Here is a 17,433-nt window from a genome sequence, read left to right as displayed (position 1 = left end):
TCTTAACTCTAATTAATGCAAAAAATCATACCCATTGATGCCTTATAAAAAGAAGGGACTCGGCTGGAATAGACGCTCTACATCCCTTACAAACTTCTTATCAGTTATGAACATGACTACGTGATCGCCTTGTTGGATCCTGCTGTTCCCGTTAGCAATAATCACTTCATTGCCACGTACAATCGCTCCAATTGTCGTGCCGGGTGGCAGCTTTATTTGTTCGACAGTACGGCCGACAACTTTAGATGTCGTTTCGTCGCCATGAGCGATGGCTTCGATGGCCTCGGCAACACCGCGACGCAATGATGACACACTGACAATGTCAGCTTTTCTAACATGGCCCAGCAATGCCGAGATGGTGGCTTGCTGCGGCGAAATTGCAATATCGATGACGCTTCCCTGAACAAGATCGACGTAGGCACTGCGTTGGATTAATACCATCGCTTTCTTCGCGCCCATACGTTTTGCCAGCATCGCTGACATGATATTGGCCTCATCGTCGTTGGTGATGGCAATGAAGACATCGACCTGTTCGATGTGCTCCTCAGCCAGCAGCTCCTGATCAGAAGCATCACCGTAGAACACGATGGTATCTTGCAAAAGCTCCGCCAGTTCGGCTGCGCGTTGCTGATCGCGTTCAATCAATTTTACGCTGTAATTTTTCTCAAGTTTTTGAGCCAGACCGGCTCCGACGTTGCCACCGCCTACAATCATGATACGTTTGTAGGGTTTCTCAAGTCGCTGAAGTTCACTCATTACGGCACGAATATGTTGAGATGCTGCGACGAAGAATACTTCATCACCGGCTTCAATAATCGTAGAACCCTGAGGGCGAATAGGGCGTTCCTGACGGAAGATTGCGGCCACTCGAGTTTCAATGTGAGGCATGTGTTCGCGCATTGATGAGAGTGCATTCCCAACTAGTGGGCCACCGTAGTAGGCTTTCACAGCAGCAATACTGACTTTGCCCTCCGCGAAGTTAACCACCTGAAGCGCACCCGGATATTCAATCAGCTTGTAGATATAGTCAGTGACTAATTGCTCAGGAGAAATCAGATGGTCGATAGGGACGGCTTCAGGGTGGAAAAGCTTCTCTGACTCGCGGATATATTCTGTCGAGCGAATTCGGGCAATACGGTTAGGGGTGTTAAACAGCGAATAAGCTATCTGACAGGCCACCATATTGGTTTCATCCGAATTGGTGACGGCAACCAGCATATCAGCATCTTCCGCACCAGCTTCACGCAAAACGCGAGGATGGGAACCGTGGCCCTGTACGACACGTAGATCAAACTTATCCTGAAGCTGACGCAAACGAACTGTATTGGTATCTACAACGGTTATATCGTTGTTTTCACCTACCAGGTTTTCGGCGAGTGTTCCGCCAACCTGCCCGGCGCCGAGAATGATTATTTTCATATAACTCTCTGCTTTGCCTTAAAAGTATCAGCCTGAGAAGTAAACGCTAATGCAGACGTTTAACTTTTAATCAGTTTAGCGTAATAGAAACCGTCACCATCTTCAGCGTGTGGAAGATTTTGCCGGCCTGGTATTTCAGCTGTACCTGTTTCGACCAGCGTCGCATCAGGATGCGTTTCTAAAAATGTAGCAATTTGCTCGCTGTTCTCCTCAGGCAGAATCGAGCAGGTGGCGTAGACCATCACACCCTGACTTTTCAGACGCGGCCAGACGGCCTCCAGGATTTCTTTCTGCAATCTGGCCAGTTCAGCAATATCACTATCACGGCGCAGCCATTTAATATCTGGATGTCGACGAATAACGCCGGTTGCAGAGCACGGTGCATCGAGCAGGATACGATCGAAGGTACGGTCACCCGCCCAACTCTGCGGCTCACGGCCATCGCCCTGTTTGACTTCCGCACTGAGTTTCAGACGCTGAAGATTCTCATGCACACGTTTAAGGCGTTGTTCATCCACATCTACGGCTAATACATGTGCTTTCGGCGCCGCTTCCAAAATATGCGTGGTTTTTCCGCCCGGCGCACAACATAAATCGAGGATCATCTCGCCATCTTGAGGATCCAGGAGATCAACGCTGCCTTGTGCCGATGCATCCTGAACAGTTACCCATCCCTCTGCGAATCCCGGGAGCAGATTCACCTGACAAGGTGTCACAAGACGCAGTGCATCGCGATATTCTGTATGCGGAACCGCCTCAATCTGTGCTTCCTTCAGTAAATTCAAATATTCATCACGGGTATGATGCAGACGATTAACACGCAGCCACATCGGAGGTCTTTGGTTATTGGCATCAACAATGTTTTCCCATTCGGTGGGATAGGCTTTTTTCAAACGTTTTAGTAACCAGCTCGGATGAAGATGACGGCTTTCGTTGTTCGACATTCGCAGAAGTAATTCTTCCTGCTGCCGCTGGAACTGACGCAGAACACCGTTGATCAGGCCTTTGAGTTGCGGCCGTTTAAGTGCAACGGCACCATCAACGGTTTCCGCTAAAACGGCGTGGGCGGGGATGCGTGTATGTATCAGCTGATATAAGCCGACCATGAGCAAATAATGCAGGGTTCGCTGTTTACCTGTGAGTGGTTTCGCCATCAGCTGCTGCAAACACCATTCGAGTTGAGGTAATACCCGGAGCGTGCCGAAGCAGAGTTCCTGTAGTAGCCCGCGGTCTTTATCTGAGATATTTTTCTGTAAACCGGGCAGAACGGTGGAAAGTGACAAACCTTTGTCTAACACCTGGCTAATAGCTTGAGCTGCAATACTTCGAAGATTATAGGCTGTTTTCATAGTCAAAGAAGCTGACCAGTGTCAGCATTATCATGGAGATAAGCCCGACATTAAGCCGGGCATAGTCATAATGGTCAGGCTATACGGGTGCCTGCGGTAAACCATTCACGACGAGAGTTCAGCAAGTCCTGAGCGGACATTGCCTTTTTACCCGATGGTTGTAGTTGGGTGATGTTCAGAACACCTTTAGCGGTTGCAATCTGAATCCCCTTTTTGTCTGCGGCAATAATGGTTCCCGGCAGCGCACTACTTTCATCAGGTAAACATTTTGCCTGCCAGACTTTTACCGGCTGATCATCAATCATGAAAAAGCTGACGGGCCAGGGATTAAATGCGCGAATGCAACGTTCTAGTTGCTCAGCGGACAGCGACCAGTCCAAACGTGCCTCTTCTTTGCTGAGTTTGTCAGCATAAGTAACGTGCTTTTCATCCTGAACCTCTGGTTGGGCAGTGCCATTTGCCAGTTGCTTCAGTGTATCAAGCATCCCTGACGGCCCCAGCTCGGCTAGTTTGTTATAAAGCGACGCACTGGTGTCATCAGGCAGGATATCGCACTCAACCTTGTGAAGCATGTCACCGGTGTCTAGTCCTATGTCCATTTGCATGATAGTAATACCGGTTTTCGCATCACCCGCCCAAAGTGAACGCTGAATAGGCGCAGCCCCACGCCAACGCGGCAAAAGTGACCCATGGACATTGATGCAGCCCAGTTTAGGCATTTCAAGCACGGCTTTTGGCAGAATCAGCCCATAAGCGACAACCACCATGACATCTGCTTCTAATTCAGAAACCAGTGACTGGTTTTCTTCCGGGCGCAGAGATTTAGGCTGGAAGACGGGTATATTGTTGGCCTCCGCCAGCACTTTTACAGGGCTCGCGGTCAGTTTATTTCCGCGTCCTGCAGGGCGATCGGGCTGTGTAAAAACACCAACAATCTGATGTTCAGATGTTAAAAGCGCGTCAAGATGACGCGCTGCAAAATCGGGGGTACCGGCAAATATAATCCGCAAAGAAGTGTCCTGTAATTGACGAATATTAGTCAGCCCGGGCGTTTAGCTTGGCCATCTTTTCCATTTTCTGACGGATGCGCTGACGTTTCAGTGGAGATAAGTAATCCACAAACAATACGCCAACCAGATGATCCATTTCGTGTTGAATACAAATGGCCAGCAGATCATCTGCTTCAAGCTCAAAGCTTTCACCTTCGCGATCGAGTGCGCGAATTTTCACTTTCTCTGCACGCGGAACAAGTGCGCGTTGATCCGGGATAGACAGGCAACCTTCTTCAATCCCGGTTTCACCGCTTTTTTCCAGCAATTCAGGGTTGATCAGAACCAGACGTTCGTCACGGTTTTCGGACACGTCGATTACGATTATGCGCTGATGGATGTCGACCTGAGTCGCAGCCAAACCAATGCCTTCCTCTGCATACATCGTTTCAAACATATCATCCACGATTTGCTGGATTTTGGCGTCAACTTCTTTGACCGGTTTTGCAGTAATGCGAAGCCGCTCGTCTGGGAAATGTAATATCTGTAATACGGACATATTTTTTTGGATCTTTATTCAAATGATTGAAGATATATAGACTCTATTCTAGACATTTTCAGCTCCGATTGACAGCATCGTGTGCCAATTGAATCAGTCATTGGAAGGCATTGACCGGAGCGGAATTATGACATTACAGGAAGTATGGATTCGTTTGTCGGCGGTTAAACGCCTCGATGCCCATCGCGCAGAAGGAATCATGCAGGCTCTCTTTCGCCAGGGAGATTATGTGGAGTCTGAGTTATTTAGTTGTGGGCTTTTGCCAGAGCAGATTACGGATTTTCTAAAGCTCAATGCGCAATGGATCTCCGCATCTATGAAATGGCTGGAACGAGATAACTGTCATCTCGTGACGTATAACAGTCAGTTCTATCCTCCTCTGCTCGCACAGATATCGTCACCTCCCTTGGTTTTGTTTCTCGAAGGGAAACCTGAATTATTGTTTTCACCGCAGCTAGCTATGGTCGGGAGCCGCCATTTCACCCACTACGGCGAGCAATATGCACAGGTTTTTGCGGGCGGATTGGTCAGCAGCGGCTTCACTGTCACCAGTGGCCTGGCCATGGGTATTGATGGTATCAGCCATAGAGCGGCGCTCGACGCAGGGGGAAAAACCATTGCCGTGCTGGGAAGTGGATTAATTAATCGCTATCCACCGCATCACTCGGCGCTCGCAGATCGTATTCTTGAACAGGGCGGCGCATTAGTTTCTGAGCATTTAGTGACGATGCCTCCCATCGCAGCCAACTTCCCACGTCGTAATCGAATTATCAGTGGCCTGAGTGCCGGCGTTCTTGTGGTTGAAGCAACATTGCGAAGCGGATCGCTAATCACGGCTCGTTATGCGCTGGAGCAGGGAAGAGAAGTCTTTGCTTTGCCCGGGCCGCTGGGGAGTCAGACGTCTGAAGGAACGCACTGGCTTATTCGGCAGGGGGCGTATCTGGTCACAGAACCCAACGATATCGCCGAGCATATTGGCAGCGGGCTGACGTGGTTTCCAGCCATCACGACATCACCAGTCGACCAAACTCCAGCGAATGAGAAAATTTATCCTTCTGAGGCGATTTTTTGTGCGCAAGATGACGAAGTTGAATTGCCATTTGCTGATGTGTTGGCTAACGTAGAATATGAGGTGACATCTGTTGACGTCGTCGCCGAACGTGCCGGCCAACCTGTGCCAGAAGTGGTAGGTAAACTACTCGAACTGGAGTTAGCAGGATGGATCGCAGCTGTACCCGGCGGCTATGTCCGAATTAAGAGGGCAGGCCATGTTCGACGTACTAATGTACTTATTTGAAACTTACATTCACAACGAAGCGGAGATGAATGTTGACGAGGATAGGTTAACGGATGACTTGACCGAGGCTGGTTTCCACCGGGCTGACATTCACAATGCGCTGAATTGGCTTGAAAAACTTGCGGATATGCAGGAGGGTGGTACCCCATCTTACATGCTGGATTCCGATCCTTCAGCATTACGTGTCTACACCGATGAGGAAACGAACCGGTTAGATTGCACATGTCGTGGTTTCTTATTGTTCCTTGAACAGATCAAAGTTTTGAATTTCGATACCAGGGAGATGGTAATCGATCGTGTTATGGCTCTGGACACTGAAGAGTTCGATCTTGAAGATCTCAAGTGGGTAGTGCTGATGGTTCTCTTTAATATTCCCGGATATGAAAGTGCATATCAGCAAATGGAAGAGCTGTTATTTGAAGTTAATGAAGGTTATCTGCATTAAGGGATAACGGGTAAAACATAGCGTATGACAAAAGCAGCAATTTTTGCTGAGAAGCAAAATGAATCCTGTCCGGAATGCGGGGCCGGTCTGGTGATCCGTAGTGGTCGCCACGGCCCTTTTCTCAGTTGTTCTTCTTATCCAGACTGTCAGTATATTCGCCCGCTAAAAGCTCAGGCAGACGGACATATCGTTAAGGTTTTGGACGGCCAGTTCTGCCCTAAATGTGAATCGACACTTGTCTTGCGTCAGGGACGTTATGGGATGTTTATAGGCTGTAGCCAGTATCCAGAATGTGATCATATTGAAGTGATCGACAAACCCGAAGAAACGAGCCTGAGTTGTCCGCAGTGTGGCAAAGGTCATCTGTTACAACGTAAGTCTCGTTTTGGTAAAGTCTTTCATGCGTGCGATCGCTATCCTGATTGCCAGTTTGCTATCAATAATAAACCCGTTGCAGGTGAATGTGCACAATGCCATTACCCGTTGCTAATGGAAAAGAAAACCGCGCAAGGTATTAAGTTATTTTGTGCCAGCAAATTATGCGGCGAAGCCGTAGAAACGAAAGATAATCAAAAAAATGAATAAAGAAGTAAATGGCTCATTGAGCATGGTGCTTGAAGCATTGCAGAAGCAGCAAGTGATTGCATATCCAACAGAGGCGGTATTTGGCCTTGGATGTGATCCGGACAGTGAAAGGGCAGTTGAAGCACTGCTGGCGCTGAAAAAACGCCCTAAAGACAAAGGGCTGATTCTCATTGCGGATAATTATGAGCAACTCCTGCCATATATAGATGACTCGTCTCTGACCGAACAACAACGTCAGACGATACATTCCTCCTGGCCGGGACCGGTAACCTGGGTAATGCCAGCCAAGGCGTCCACGCCGGACTGGCTGACCGGGCGTTTTTCTTCGCTCGCCGTGCGCGTTACTGATCATTCCTTAGTGAAAGAGCTTTGCCAGAAATTTGGCAAGCCGCTGGTATCGACCAGCGCCAACCTCAACGGGCAGCCGCCTTGTCGTGTCGCAGAAGAAGTCAGCCAGCAATTTGGACAGGATTTCCCCGTCCTGGCAGGTAAAGTCGGCGGAAGAGAAAATCCATCAGAAATTCGGGATGCTCTCACCGGCAACCTTATACGCCAAGGCTAAGGAACAAAGGTCATGCCAACTTATGCGGTATTTGGGAATCCCATCAGTCATAGCAAATCCCCACGGATCCACGCCCTCTTCGCCAGACAGACAGGGGTAGAGCATACTTATGGTACGGTGCTGGCGCCACACGAAGGTTTTGAAGAAACATTGAAATCCTTTTTTCACGGTGGCGCTCGTGGCGCAAATATTACCGTGCCTTTTAAAGAGCGTGCTTTTGCCGAGTCCGATGAACTCACCGATCGCGCGGCACTTTCTGGCGCGGTGAATACCTTGAAGAAGCTGGAAGACGGTCGCCTGCTTGGTGATAACACCGATGGCATCGGGATGTTAAGTGATCTCCAACGTCTGAATCTTATCCGCAGTAGCGATCGGGTTTTGCTGGTGGGGGCTGGCGGGGCTGCCCGGGGGGTTATCCTTCCTTTACTGTCTTATGGTTGTTCTGTCGTTGTCACTAACCGTACGTTTGAACGGGCGCAGCATTTAAGTCACATCTTTGAAAGCAGAGGGGAGATCCAGGCCATTGCTCTAAATGAGCTGGCAACTGAATCTTTCAATCTGATCATTAATGCCACAGCCTCAGGTATTAAAGGCGAGATCCCGCCGATCCCGAAAGAAGTCCTAACGCCGCAGACCCGTATCTACGACATGTACTATCAAGCTGGGCCAACACCTTTTATAGATTGGGCTCAAAAGAACGGCGTAACCGAGTATGCGGATGGATTGGGGATGCTGGTGGGTCAGGCTGCCCATGCATTCCAGCTATGGCACGGCGTTATGCCTGACATTGAACCCGTGCTGGCACAATTGCAAAAAGATTTACTGGGCTGATAATGGAACCTGAAGAGGGCTTAATTGACCCTTCAGGTTCCTGAATGTGTTCTTATTGCTCTTCTGCAAGATACACATCTTTCCAGGTAACATAGTTATTAGAAGAGTAAGTTAATCCTGCCAGTTCTTCAGTCGTCAGTTCCCGAATCTGTTTCACAGGGCTACCTAAATAGAGATAACCACTTTCGAGGCGTTTGCCGGGAGGCACCAGACTTCCCGCCCCAATCATAACGTCATCTTCAATGATCGCCCCATCCAGCAATATAGATCCCATTCCCACCAGAACACGGCTTCCAATCGTACATCCATGCAGCATAGCTTTGTGCCCGACTGTCACATCTTCACCAATAATAAGAGGATGGCCTTCCGGGTTGTGACGCGACTGGTGGGTGACATGTAGCACGCTTCCATCCTGCACATTGGTTCGACAGCCAATAACGACATGATTCACATCACCACGAATAACAACTAAGGGCCAGATACTGACATCGTCCGCAAGAGCGACATCTCCAATGACAACACTGGAAGGGTCAATCATGACCTTCTCTCCCAGAGTTGGCATTAATCCCTGATATGCACGTAAAGCCTGAGACATAAGTAAGTACCTCATAATTGATTTTCAACACTGGCAATATAGTTCGGGTGAGATGAAATACCAATTCGTCGGCAGCAAGATTGGTGTTAAAACCCGCGGATCGGGTGAGATCTCCACGAAGGGGTGGAAAAACACGCAGTCGATCCTTTTATTCGAAATTAATGCTTGTGCAAAAAATTCGGATCCCTATAATGCCGCTCCATCGACAGGGAACAACGTGAACAACATCACGAAGTAACCGGGTCGGAAAGATTAAAAACAGCGGCATCCGGCGAAATAAACGGTTGACACTGAATGAGGAAAGCGTAATATACGCCACCTCGAGTTGCCAAGCGAAAGCGCGTAACTCACTGCTCTTTAACAATTTATCAGACAATCTGTGTGGGCACTCACAAGACGATATCAGCCACCTCGGTGGCAAAAAAATATCAAGTCTTAGAGTGACCAAGCAGTAATTCATTTAGTTGAATTATTACGAAGTAATCTTTGAGCACCGCTTAACGTGTTTAAGCAAATCGAACTTTTAATTGAAGAGTTTGATCATGGCTCAGATTGAACGCTGGCGGCAGGCCTAACACATGCAAGTCGAGCGGTAGCACGGGAGAGCTTGCTCTCTGGGTGACGAGCGGCGGACGGGTGAGTAATGTCTGGGAAACTGCCTGATGGAGGGGGATAACTACTGGAAACGGTAGCTAATACCGCATGACCTCGCAAGAGCAAAGTGGGGGACCTTCGGGCCTCACGCCATCGGATGTGCCCAGATGGGATTAGCTAGTAGGTGGGGTAATGGCTCACCTAGGCGACGATCCCTAGCTGGTCTGAGAGGATGACCAGCCACACTGGAACTGAGACACGGTCCAGACTCCTACGGGAGGCAGCAGTGGGGAATATTGCACAATGGGCGCAAGCCTGATGCAGCCATGCCGCGTGTGTGAAGAAGGCCTTAGGGTTGTAAAGCACTTTCAGCGAGGAGGAAGGCGCTGTAGTTAATAGCTGCAGCGATTGACGTTACTCGCAGAAGAAGCACCGGCTAACTCCGTGCCAGCAGCCGCGGTAATACGGAGGGTGCAAGCGTTAATCGGAATTACTGGGCGTAAAGCGCACGCAGGCGGTTTGTTAAGTCAGATGTGAAATCCCCGAGCTTAACTTGGGAACTGCATTTGAAACTGGCAAGCTAGAGTCTTGTAGAGGGGGGTAGAATTCCAGGTGTAGCGGTGAAATGCGTAGAGATCTGGAGGAATACCGGTGGCGAAGGCGGCCCCCTGGACAAAGACTGACGCTCAGGTGCGAAAGCGTGGGGAGCAAACAGGATTAGATACCCTGGTAGTCCACGCTGTAAACGATGTCGACTTGGAGGTTGTGCCCTTGAGGCGTGGCTTCCGGAGCTAACGCGTTAAGTCGACCGCCTGGGGAGTACGGCCGCAAGGTTAAAACTCAAATGAATTGACGGGGGCCCGCACAAGCGGTGGAGCATGTGGTTTAATTCGATGCAACGCGAAGAACCTTACCTACTCTTGACATCCACGGAATTCGCTAGAGATAGCTTAGTGCCTTCGGGAACCGTGAGACAGGTGCTGCATGGCTGTCGTCAGCTCGTGTTGTGAAATGTTGGGTTAAGTCCCGCAACGAGCGCAACCCTTATCCTTTGTTGCCAGCGAGTCATGTCGGGAACTCAAAGGAGACTGCCGGTGATAAACCGGAGGAAGGTGGGGATGACGTCAAGTCATCATGGCCCTTACGAGTAGGGCTACACACGTGCTACAATGGCATATACAAAGAGAAGCAAACTCGCGAGAGCAAGCGGACCTCATAAAGTATGTCGTAGTCCGGATTGGAGTCTGCAACTCGACTCCATGAAGTCGGAATCGCTAGTAATCGTAGATCAGAATGCTACGGTGAATACGTTCCCGGGCCTTGTACACACCGCCCGTCACACCATGGGAGTGGGTTGCAAAAGAAGTAGGTAGCTTAACCTTCGGGAGGGCGCTTACCACTTTGTGATTCATGACTGGGGTGAAGTCGTAACAAGGTAACCGTAGGGGAACCTGCGGTTGGATCACCTCCTTACCTAAAGATACGCATTGTGCAGTGTCCACACAGATTGTCTGATGAAAAAGTAACGAGCAGAAATACCTTTATAGGCTTGTAGCTCAGGTGGTTAGAGCGCACCCCTGATAAGGGTGAGGTCGGTGGTTCAAGTCCACTCAGGCCTACCAATTCGTCCTCATGCTGCGTTGTCGCCACGACTCGTTTGCACGCGCAAACGTCGTATGACTCCGCCTTGCCTGAGAACAAATTGGCTAACTCATCCTCTTGATGTGTTAGTAGATAAGGGTATCTGTAAGTGACTGTATGGGGCTATAGCTCAGCTGGGAGAGCGCCTGCCTTGCACGCAGGAGGTCAGCGGTTCGATCCCGCTTAGCTCCACCATTACCGTACAGCCTTTAAATAATACTTCAGAGTATATTGGTAACAGTATGCTGCGAAGTATTTTGCTCTTTAACAATCTGGAACAAGCTGAAAATTGAAAGATTACAGCTGAACATCACTCTCCGTAGAAGTACTGAGTGGTGCTTTTGTCTGTAATAGAGTCTCTCAAATAATCGCAGCGCGATGATGTCTTTAAGACACCTTCGGGTTGTGAGGTTAAGCGACTAAGCGTACACGGTGGATGCCTAGGCAGTCAGAGGCGATGAAGGGCGTGCTAATCTGCGAAAAGCGTCGGTAAGGTGATATGAACCGTTATAACCGACGATACCCGAATGGGGAAACCCAGTGTGTTTCGACACACTATTGCATGGTGAATACATAGCCATGCAAGGCGAACCGGGGGAACTGAAACATCTAAGTACCCCGAGGAAAAGAAATCAACCGAGATTCCCCCAGTAGCGGCGAGCGAACGGGGAAGAGCCCAGAACCTGAATCAGTTTGTGCATTAGTGGAAGCGTCTGGAAAGTCGCACAGTATAGGGTGATAGTCCCGTACACAAAAATGCACTTGTTGTGAGTTCGATGAGTAGGGCGGGACACGTGACATCCTGTCTGAATATGGGGGGACCATCCTCCAAGGCTAAATACTCCTGACTGACCGATAGTGAACCAGTACCGTGAGGGAAAGGCGAAAAGAACCCCGGCGAGGGGAGTGAAATAGAACCTGAAACCGTGTACGTACAAGCAGTGGGAGCCTACTTTGTTGGGTGACTGCGTACCTTTTGTATAATGGGTCAGCGACTTATATTTTGTAGCAAGGTTAACCGAATAGGGGAGCCGTAGGGAAACCGAGTCTTAACTGGGCGTCAAGTTGCAAGGTATAGACCCGAAACCCGGTGATCTAGCCATGGGCAGGTTGAAGGTTGGGTAACACTAACTGGAGGACCGAACCGACTAATGTTGAAAAATTAGCGGATGACTTGTGGCTGGGGGTGAAAGGCCAATCAAACCGGGAGATAGCTGGTTCTCCCCGAAAGCTATTTAGGTAGCGCCTCGTGAACTCATCTTCGGGGGTAGAGCACTGTTTCGACTAGGGGGCCATCCCGGCTTACCAACTCGATGCAAACTCCGAATACCGAAGAATGTTATCACGGGAGACACACGGCGGGTGCTAACGTCCGTCGTGAAGAGGGAAACAACCCAGACCGCCAGCTAAGGTCCCAAAGTCATGGTTAAGTGGGAAACGATGTGGGAAGGCATAGACAGCCAGGATGTTGGCTTAGAAGCAGCCATCATTTAAAGAAAGCGTAATAGCTCACTGGTCGAGTCGGCCTGCGCGGAAGATGTAACGGGGCTAAACCATGCACCGAAGCTGCGGCAGCGACGCTTAGGCGTTGTTGGGTAGGGGAGCGTTCTGTAAGCCGTCGAAGGTGACCTGTGAGGGTTGCTGGAGGTATCAGAAGTGCGAATGCTGACATAAGTAACGATAATGCGGGTGAAAAACCCGCACGCCGGAAGACCAAGGGTTCCTGTCCAACGTTAATCGGGGCAGGGTGAGTCGACCCCTAAGGCGAGGCTGAAAAGCGTAGTCGATGGGAAGCTGGTTAATATTCCAGCACTTGGTGTTACTGCGAAGGGGGGACGGAGAAGGCTAGGCTAGCCGGGCGACGGTTGTCCCGGTTCAAGCGTGTAGGGGGTGTGACTTGGTAAATCCGGTTGCATATTAACCCTGAGGCGTGATAACGAGCCACTACGGTGGTGAAGTAGTTGATGCCATGCTTCCAGGAAAAGCCTCTAAGCTCCAGGTAACACGAAATCGTACCCCAAACCGACACAGGTGGTCAGGTAGAGAATACTCAGGCGCTTGAGAGAACTCGGGTGAAGGAACTAGGCAAAATGGTGCCGTAACTTCGGGAGAAGGCACGCTGGCACGTAGGTGAAGAGACTTGCTCTCGGAGCCGAAGCCAGTCGCAGATACCAGCTGGCTGCAACTGTTTAATAAAAACACAGCACTGTGCAAACACGAAAGTGGACGTATACGGTGTGACGCCTGCCCGGTGCCGGAAGGTTAATTGATGGGGTTAGCAGCAATGCGAAGCTCTTGATCGAAGCCCCGGTAAACGGCGGCCGTAACTATAACGGTCCTAAGGTAGCGAAATTCCTTGTCGGGTAAGTTCCGACCTGCACGAATGGCGTAATGATGGCCAGGCTGTCTCCACCCGAGACTCAGTGAAATTGAACTCGCTGTGAAGATGCAGTGTACCCGCGGCAAGACGGAAAGACCCCGTGAACCTTTACTATAGCTTGACACTGAACATTGAGCCTTGATGTGTAGGATAGGTGGGAGGCTTTGAAGCGTGGACGCCAGTCTGCGTGGAGCCAACCTTGAAATACCACCCTTTAATGTTTGATGTTCTAACTCGGCCCCGTAATCCGGGGTGAGGACAGTGTCTGGTGGGTAGTTTGACTGGGGCGGTCTCCTCCTAAAGAGTAACGGAGGAGCACGAAGGTTAGCTAATCACGGTCGGACATCGTGAGGTTAGTGCAATGGCATAAGCTAGCTTGACTGCGAGAGTGACGGCTCGAGCAGGTACGAAAGTAGGTCATAGTGATCCGGTGGTTCTGAATGGAAGGGCCATCGCTCAACGGATAAAAGGTACTCCGGGGATAACAGGCTGATACCGCCCAAGAGTTCATATCGACGGCGGTGTTTGGCACCTCGATGTCGGCTCATCACATCCTGGGGCTGAAGTAGGTCCCAAGGGTACGGCTGTTCGCCGTTTAAAGTGGTACGCGAGCTGGGTTTAGAACGTCGTGAGACAGTTCGGTCCCTATCTGCCGTGGGCGTTGGAAGATTGAGAGGGGCTGCTCCTAGTACGAGAGGACCGGAGTGGACGCATCACTGGTGTTCGGGTTGTCATGCCAATGGCATTGCCCGGTAGCTAAATGCGGAAAAGATAAGCGCTGAAAGCATCTAAGCGCGAAACTTGCCTCGAGATGAGTCTTCCCTGTGGCTTTAAGCCACCTGAAGGGACGTTTAAGACTAAGACGTTGATAGGCTGGGTGTGTAAGTGCAGCGATGCATTGAGCTAACCAGTACTAATGACCCGAGAGGCTTAACCTTACAACACCAAAGGTGTTTTTAGAGAGACTCAGCTGCGCGCGAGCGTGGAGAAGTAGATTTTCAGCGAATGTTCCGAGATTGGTTCGTACGGCGGGGTGTGTATAGCACAATGCGGTATGGATGAAACAGAATTTGCCTGGCGGCAGTAGCGCGGTGGTCCCACCTGACCCCATGCCGAACTCAGAAGTGAAACGCCGTAGCGCCGATGGTAGTGTGGGGTCTCCCCATGCGAGAGTAGGGAACTGCCAGGCATCAAATTAGTAAAGTCTGCTCTTAAGCAGACTGTTATAAGAATAAGCGTGCTGATATGGCTCAGTTGGTAGAGCGCACCCTTGGTAAGGGTGAGGTCCCCAGTTCGACTCTGGGTATCAGCACCAGTAATAAGCGTAGAGTTCGGTAAATTAACAGAATTTGCCTGGCGGCAGTAGCGCGGTGGTCCCACCTGACCCCATGCCGAACTCAGAAGTGAAACGCCGTAGCGCCGATGGTAGTGTGGGGTCTCCCCATGCGAGAGTAGGGAACTGCCAGGCATCAAATAAGTAGAAAGCCCTGTACTGACGTACAGGGCTTTTTGCTATGTGAGATATGAGTAAATATCTATGACTAGTCCTGATATAGATTTACACTTTTAGTCTTAAAACACCCGATGAACTTCATCGGGCATTTTGTATTTTAATGACAAATGAGGACGCTGGGTGTTGTAAATTTCCACCGACCCCCTAACCACCTTTCTTACCTGCACGATATCTTCCAGCTTAACGAGCAGATATTCAATTTTTAAAATCCCATTTATGCGTTCTGCCAATGCATTCTGATAACAGTCATATCCATGTGTCATTGAGCAGATGACACCATGTCGTTCATGTAATTTCTGATATTTTGCAGAGCAATACTGGATCCCGCGATCCGAGTGATGTACCAGCGGTGAGTTTGTGCGCCTGTTATCCAACGCCATCTTAAATGCCCTCACAACATGATGCATATGGAGACTCTCATTCACATGGTAATTCCCATGAACCGGCACGCGCCCGTTAATGTGAGTCCCGGCGCTTGTGCTTGCGTGGTAATGTGGCCAACTGCTTTTTGTCAGAGTGGCTCCGAACTCCGTGTTCATTACCTTCACTACCGCTTCAAACACTGAGCTTTGACTTCTGATTCAGCGAGTTAAATGTGTCAACGTTATTTAGGACGGGTCACGCATAAAAGAAAAGGCCAGCTTTCGCTGGCCTTTTGCATTTCAGCTATCTGAGCGTTCAATAGCTCAGTGATTAGAGCTTTGCGAAATCCCAATGCCAGTCTGCGAACGTACGAACTGTGGATAAAAGCGTTCTCTCTCCTTCTGTCCTTCAAGCGAGTGATCGGTAATTGAAAAGAACCATGTGCCTACAAAAGCAACGATCATGGAGAACAGTGCCGGATATTCATATGGATAGATTGGTTTTGCATGTCCCAGAATCTGCACCCAAATGGTTGGTCCCAGGATCATCAGGATCACAGCCGTCAGCAACCCGAGCCAGCCGCCAATCATTGCGCCGCGCGTCGTCAACTTTGCCCAATACATCGACAAAATAATGATCGGGAAGTTACAGCTCGCTGCGATTGAGAAGGCCAAACCGACCATGAAAGCAATATTCTGTTTTTCAAACAAAATACCCAACCCGATAGCCACAATCCCGAGAATGATAACCGTGATCTTTGATACACGCAGCTCATCGCGCTCTGTGGCTTTTCCATCTTTTATTACACTGGCATAAAGATCATGCGACACCGCTGATGCTCCCGCCAGAGTTAATCCGGCCACGACGGCTAGGATAGTAGCGAACGCGACGGCAGAGATGAAACCAAGGAAGAAACTGCCACCGACGGCATCAGCCAAATGCACTGCTGCCATATTGTTACCACCCAGCAGGATGCCGCTTGCATCTTTGAAGGCCGGGTTAGAGCCCACCAGTACTATCGCACCAAAGCCAATGATGAAGGTCAGAATGTAAAAATAACCAATAAATCCAGTTGCATAGAACACGCTTTTTCGGGCTTCTTTGGCATCGTTAACGGTGAAAAATCGCATCAGGATGTGTGGCAGCCCGGCAGTACCGAACATCAATGCCAGGCCCAGAGACAGTGCCGATATAGGGTCGGATACTAACCCTCCAGGGCTCATGATCGCGATACCTTTAGGATGAGATGCCACTGCCTGAATGAACAGTGTGTTGAAGTTAAAGTTAACGGATTTCATGACCATCACGGCCATAAATGTCGCGCCGGCCAACAGCAGAATAGCTTTGATGATTTGCACCCACGTCGTGGCTAACATGCCGCCGAACAGGACATACATCACCATCAGGATCCCTACCAGCACGACCGCTACATGATAGTTCAGGCCGAACAGCAGCTGAATCAGCTTACCCGCACCGACCATCTGGGCGATCAAATACAGTGCGACGACAACCAGCGAGCCGCAGGCGGATAGCATACGGATAGGTTTCTGCTTAAGCCGGTAAGATGCCACATCAGCAAAGGTGTACTTGCCAAGATTGCGAAGACGCTCGGCGATCAGGAATAAAATGATTGGCCAGCCAATCAGGAAACCAATGGAATAAATCAGGCCGTCATAACCTGACGTATAAACCAGTGCGGAGATCCCGAGGAAAGACGCGGCAGACATGAAATCCCCCGCGATAGCCATACCGTTTTGCAGCCCGGTAATCTTTCCACCCGCTGTGTAATAATCCTGACGGGAGCGGGTTCGCTTGGATGCCCAATACGTAATGTAAAGCGTTGCACCCACGAAAAGAACGAACATTACGATGGCTTCAATATTCAGAGGCTGCTGTTTCACTTCTCCGGCAATACCTTCTGCTGCGAAAACGCTGAAAGGGAAAACCATGGAAAGCATCAGAAGCAGGGAACCGCGGCGCGCAATCATGGCTGTACCTCACGAATGATATCGGCGGTAAGCCGGTCAAACTCACCATTAGCGCGGATGACATAGATACCAGTGAGTACGAAGGAAATCACGATCAATCCGACACCGACCGGGATCCCTCGGGTGATAGTGGCACCTTCATACAGCGGGGTACCCAGCCATTGTGGGTCGAATGCGATCAGTAAGATGAAGGCGACATACATCGCCAATGTGATACCTGAAAGCAACCAGGCAAAGCGGCTGCGTTTTTGCACTAATTCCCTGAAGCGCGGATTGTTTACAACTCTCTGATAAATGAGATCATTCATCTCAGTGACTCCTTT

The 17,433-nt window shown here is 49.9% G+C and carries 12 protein-coding genes, 3 tRNA genes, 4 rRNA genes and 1 pseudogene; 12 read left to right on the top strand and 8 right to left on the bottom strand.

Annotated features, from left to right (window positions below; all coding sequences use genetic code 11):
- Positions 1-42: 42 nt before the first annotated feature.
- The 4 genes from trkA to GE278_19330 form a co-directional block, all read right to left on the bottom strand.
- Positions 43-1,419 (bottom strand): Trk system potassium transporter TrkA, encoded by a 1,377-nt coding sequence (gene trkA, locus GE278_19345; GenBank protein QLK62771.1) that lies wholly within the window; start codon positions 1,417-1,419, stop codon positions 43-45.
- A gap of 59 nt (positions 1,420-1,478) precedes the next feature.
- Positions 1,479-2,768, bottom strand: a complete 1,290-nt coding sequence (gene rsmB / locus GE278_19340) for a 16S rRNA (cytosine(967)-C(5))-methyltransferase RsmB (GenBank protein QLK62770.1) — start codon at positions 2,766-2,768, stop codon at positions 1,479-1,481.
- Positions 2,769-2,842: 74 nt separating this feature from the next.
- Positions 2,843-3,778, bottom strand: a complete 936-nt coding sequence (locus GE278_19335; GenBank protein ID QLK62769.1) for a methionyl-tRNA formyltransferase — start codon at positions 3,776-3,778, stop codon at positions 2,843-2,845.
- A gap of 25 nt (positions 3,779-3,803) precedes the next feature.
- On the bottom strand, positions 3,804-4,316 hold the full coding sequence (locus GE278_19330; protein ID QLK62768.1) for a peptide deformylase: 513 nt from the start codon (positions 4,314-4,316) through the stop codon (positions 3,804-3,806).
- Between the two features lie 127 nt (positions 4,317-4,443).
- On the opposite strand from GE278_19330, the gene dprA reads away from it, so the two are divergent.
- The 5 genes from dprA to aroE are packed head-to-tail and all read left to right on the top strand — an operon-like array spanning position 4,444 to position 8,036.
- Positions 4,444-5,613, top strand: a complete 1,170-nt coding sequence (dprA, locus tag GE278_19325; GenBank protein QLK62767.1) for a DNA-protecting protein DprA — start codon at positions 4,444-4,446, stop codon at positions 5,611-5,613.
- On the top strand, positions 5,585-6,058 hold the full coding sequence (locus GE278_19320) for a DUF494 family protein (protein ID QLK62766.1): 474 nt from the start codon (positions 5,585-5,587) through the stop codon (positions 6,056-6,058). The genes dprA and GE278_19320 overlap by 29 nt, the downstream gene beginning before the upstream one ends.
- A 24-nt stretch (positions 6,059-6,082) precedes the next feature.
- Positions 6,083-6,643 carry a hypothetical protein gene (locus GE278_19315; protein ID QLK62765.1) on the top strand — a complete coding sequence of 187 codons (561 nt, stop codon included), beginning with the start codon at positions 6,083-6,085 and terminating at the stop codon, positions 6,641-6,643.
- Entirely contained in the window at positions 6,636-7,205 is a 570-nt protein-coding gene (gene tsaC / locus GE278_19310) for an L-threonylcarbamoyladenylate synthase type 1 TsaC (protein QLK62764.1), read from the top strand. The genes GE278_19315 and tsaC overlap by 8 nt, the downstream gene beginning before the upstream one ends.
- 12 nt (positions 7,206-7,217) lie before the next feature.
- Positions 7,218-8,036 carry a shikimate dehydrogenase gene (gene aroE, locus GE278_19305; protein QLK62763.1) on the top strand — a complete coding sequence of 273 codons (819 nt, stop codon included), beginning with the start codon at positions 7,218-7,220 and terminating at the stop codon, positions 8,034-8,036.
- Between the two features lie 52 nt (positions 8,037-8,088).
- On the opposite strand, the gene GE278_19300 is transcribed toward aroE, so the two are convergent.
- On the bottom strand, positions 8,089-8,631 hold the full coding sequence (locus GE278_19300; GenBank protein ID QLK62762.1) for a gamma carbonic anhydrase family protein: 543 nt from the start codon (positions 8,629-8,631) through the stop codon (positions 8,089-8,091).
- Positions 8,632-9,154: 523 nt separating this feature from the next.
- On the opposite strand from GE278_19300, the gene GE278_19295 reads away from it, so the two are divergent.
- The 7 genes from GE278_19295 (at position 9,155) to rrf (GE278_19265) (ending at position 14,714) form a co-directional block, all read left to right on the top strand.
- A 16S ribosomal RNA gene (locus GE278_19295) occupies positions 9,155-10,706 on the top strand.
- 64 nt (positions 10,707-10,770) lie between these two features.
- Positions 10,771-10,847 (top strand) — tRNA-Ile (locus GE278_19290).
- A gap of 138 nt (positions 10,848-10,985) precedes the next feature.
- A tRNA-Ala gene (locus tag GE278_19285) sits at positions 10,986-11,061 on the top strand.
- A 205-nt stretch (positions 11,062-11,266) separates the two neighbouring features.
- Positions 11,267-14,202, top strand: a 23S ribosomal RNA gene (locus tag GE278_19280).
- Between the two features lie 117 nt (positions 14,203-14,319).
- A 5S ribosomal RNA gene (rrf, locus tag GE278_19275) occupies positions 14,320-14,435 on the top strand.
- A gap of 50 nt (positions 14,436-14,485) precedes the next feature.
- Positions 14,486-14,561 (top strand) — tRNA-Thr (locus GE278_19270).
- Positions 14,562-14,598: 37 nt separating this feature from the next.
- Positions 14,599-14,714 (top strand): 5S ribosomal RNA (rrf, locus tag GE278_19265).
- Together the 16S, 23S and 5S rRNA genes with 3 tRNA genes alongside form the textbook arrangement of a ribosomal RNA operon.
- A gap of 104 nt (positions 14,715-14,818) precedes the next feature.
- Here the strand turns inward: rrf (GE278_19265) and GE278_19260 are convergent.
- The 3 genes and pseudogenes from GE278_19260 to GE278_19250 form a co-directional block, all read right to left on the bottom strand.
- A pseudogene (locus GE278_19260) lies at positions 14,819-15,190 on the bottom strand (transposase).
- A gap of 255 nt (positions 15,191-15,445) precedes the next feature.
- On the bottom strand, positions 15,446-17,110 hold the full coding sequence (actP, locus tag GE278_19255) for a cation/acetate symporter ActP (protein QLK62761.1): 1,665 nt from the start codon (positions 17,108-17,110) through the stop codon (positions 15,446-15,448).
- Positions 17,107-17,418 carry a DUF485 domain-containing protein gene (locus tag GE278_19250; protein QLK62760.1) on the bottom strand — a complete coding sequence of 104 codons (312 nt, stop codon included), beginning with the start codon at positions 17,416-17,418 and terminating at the stop codon, positions 17,107-17,109. The genes actP and GE278_19250 overlap by 4 nt, the downstream gene beginning before the upstream one ends.
- Between the last annotated feature and the right edge of the window lie 15 nt (positions 17,419-17,433).

Source organism: Enterobacteriaceae bacterium Kacie_13, from assembly GCA_013457415.1.
In the GTDB taxonomy this organism is placed as follows: Bacteria; Pseudomonadota; Gammaproteobacteria; order Enterobacterales; family Enterobacteriaceae; genus Rahnella.
This window is presented reverse-complemented; position numbering and strand designations above follow the sequence as displayed.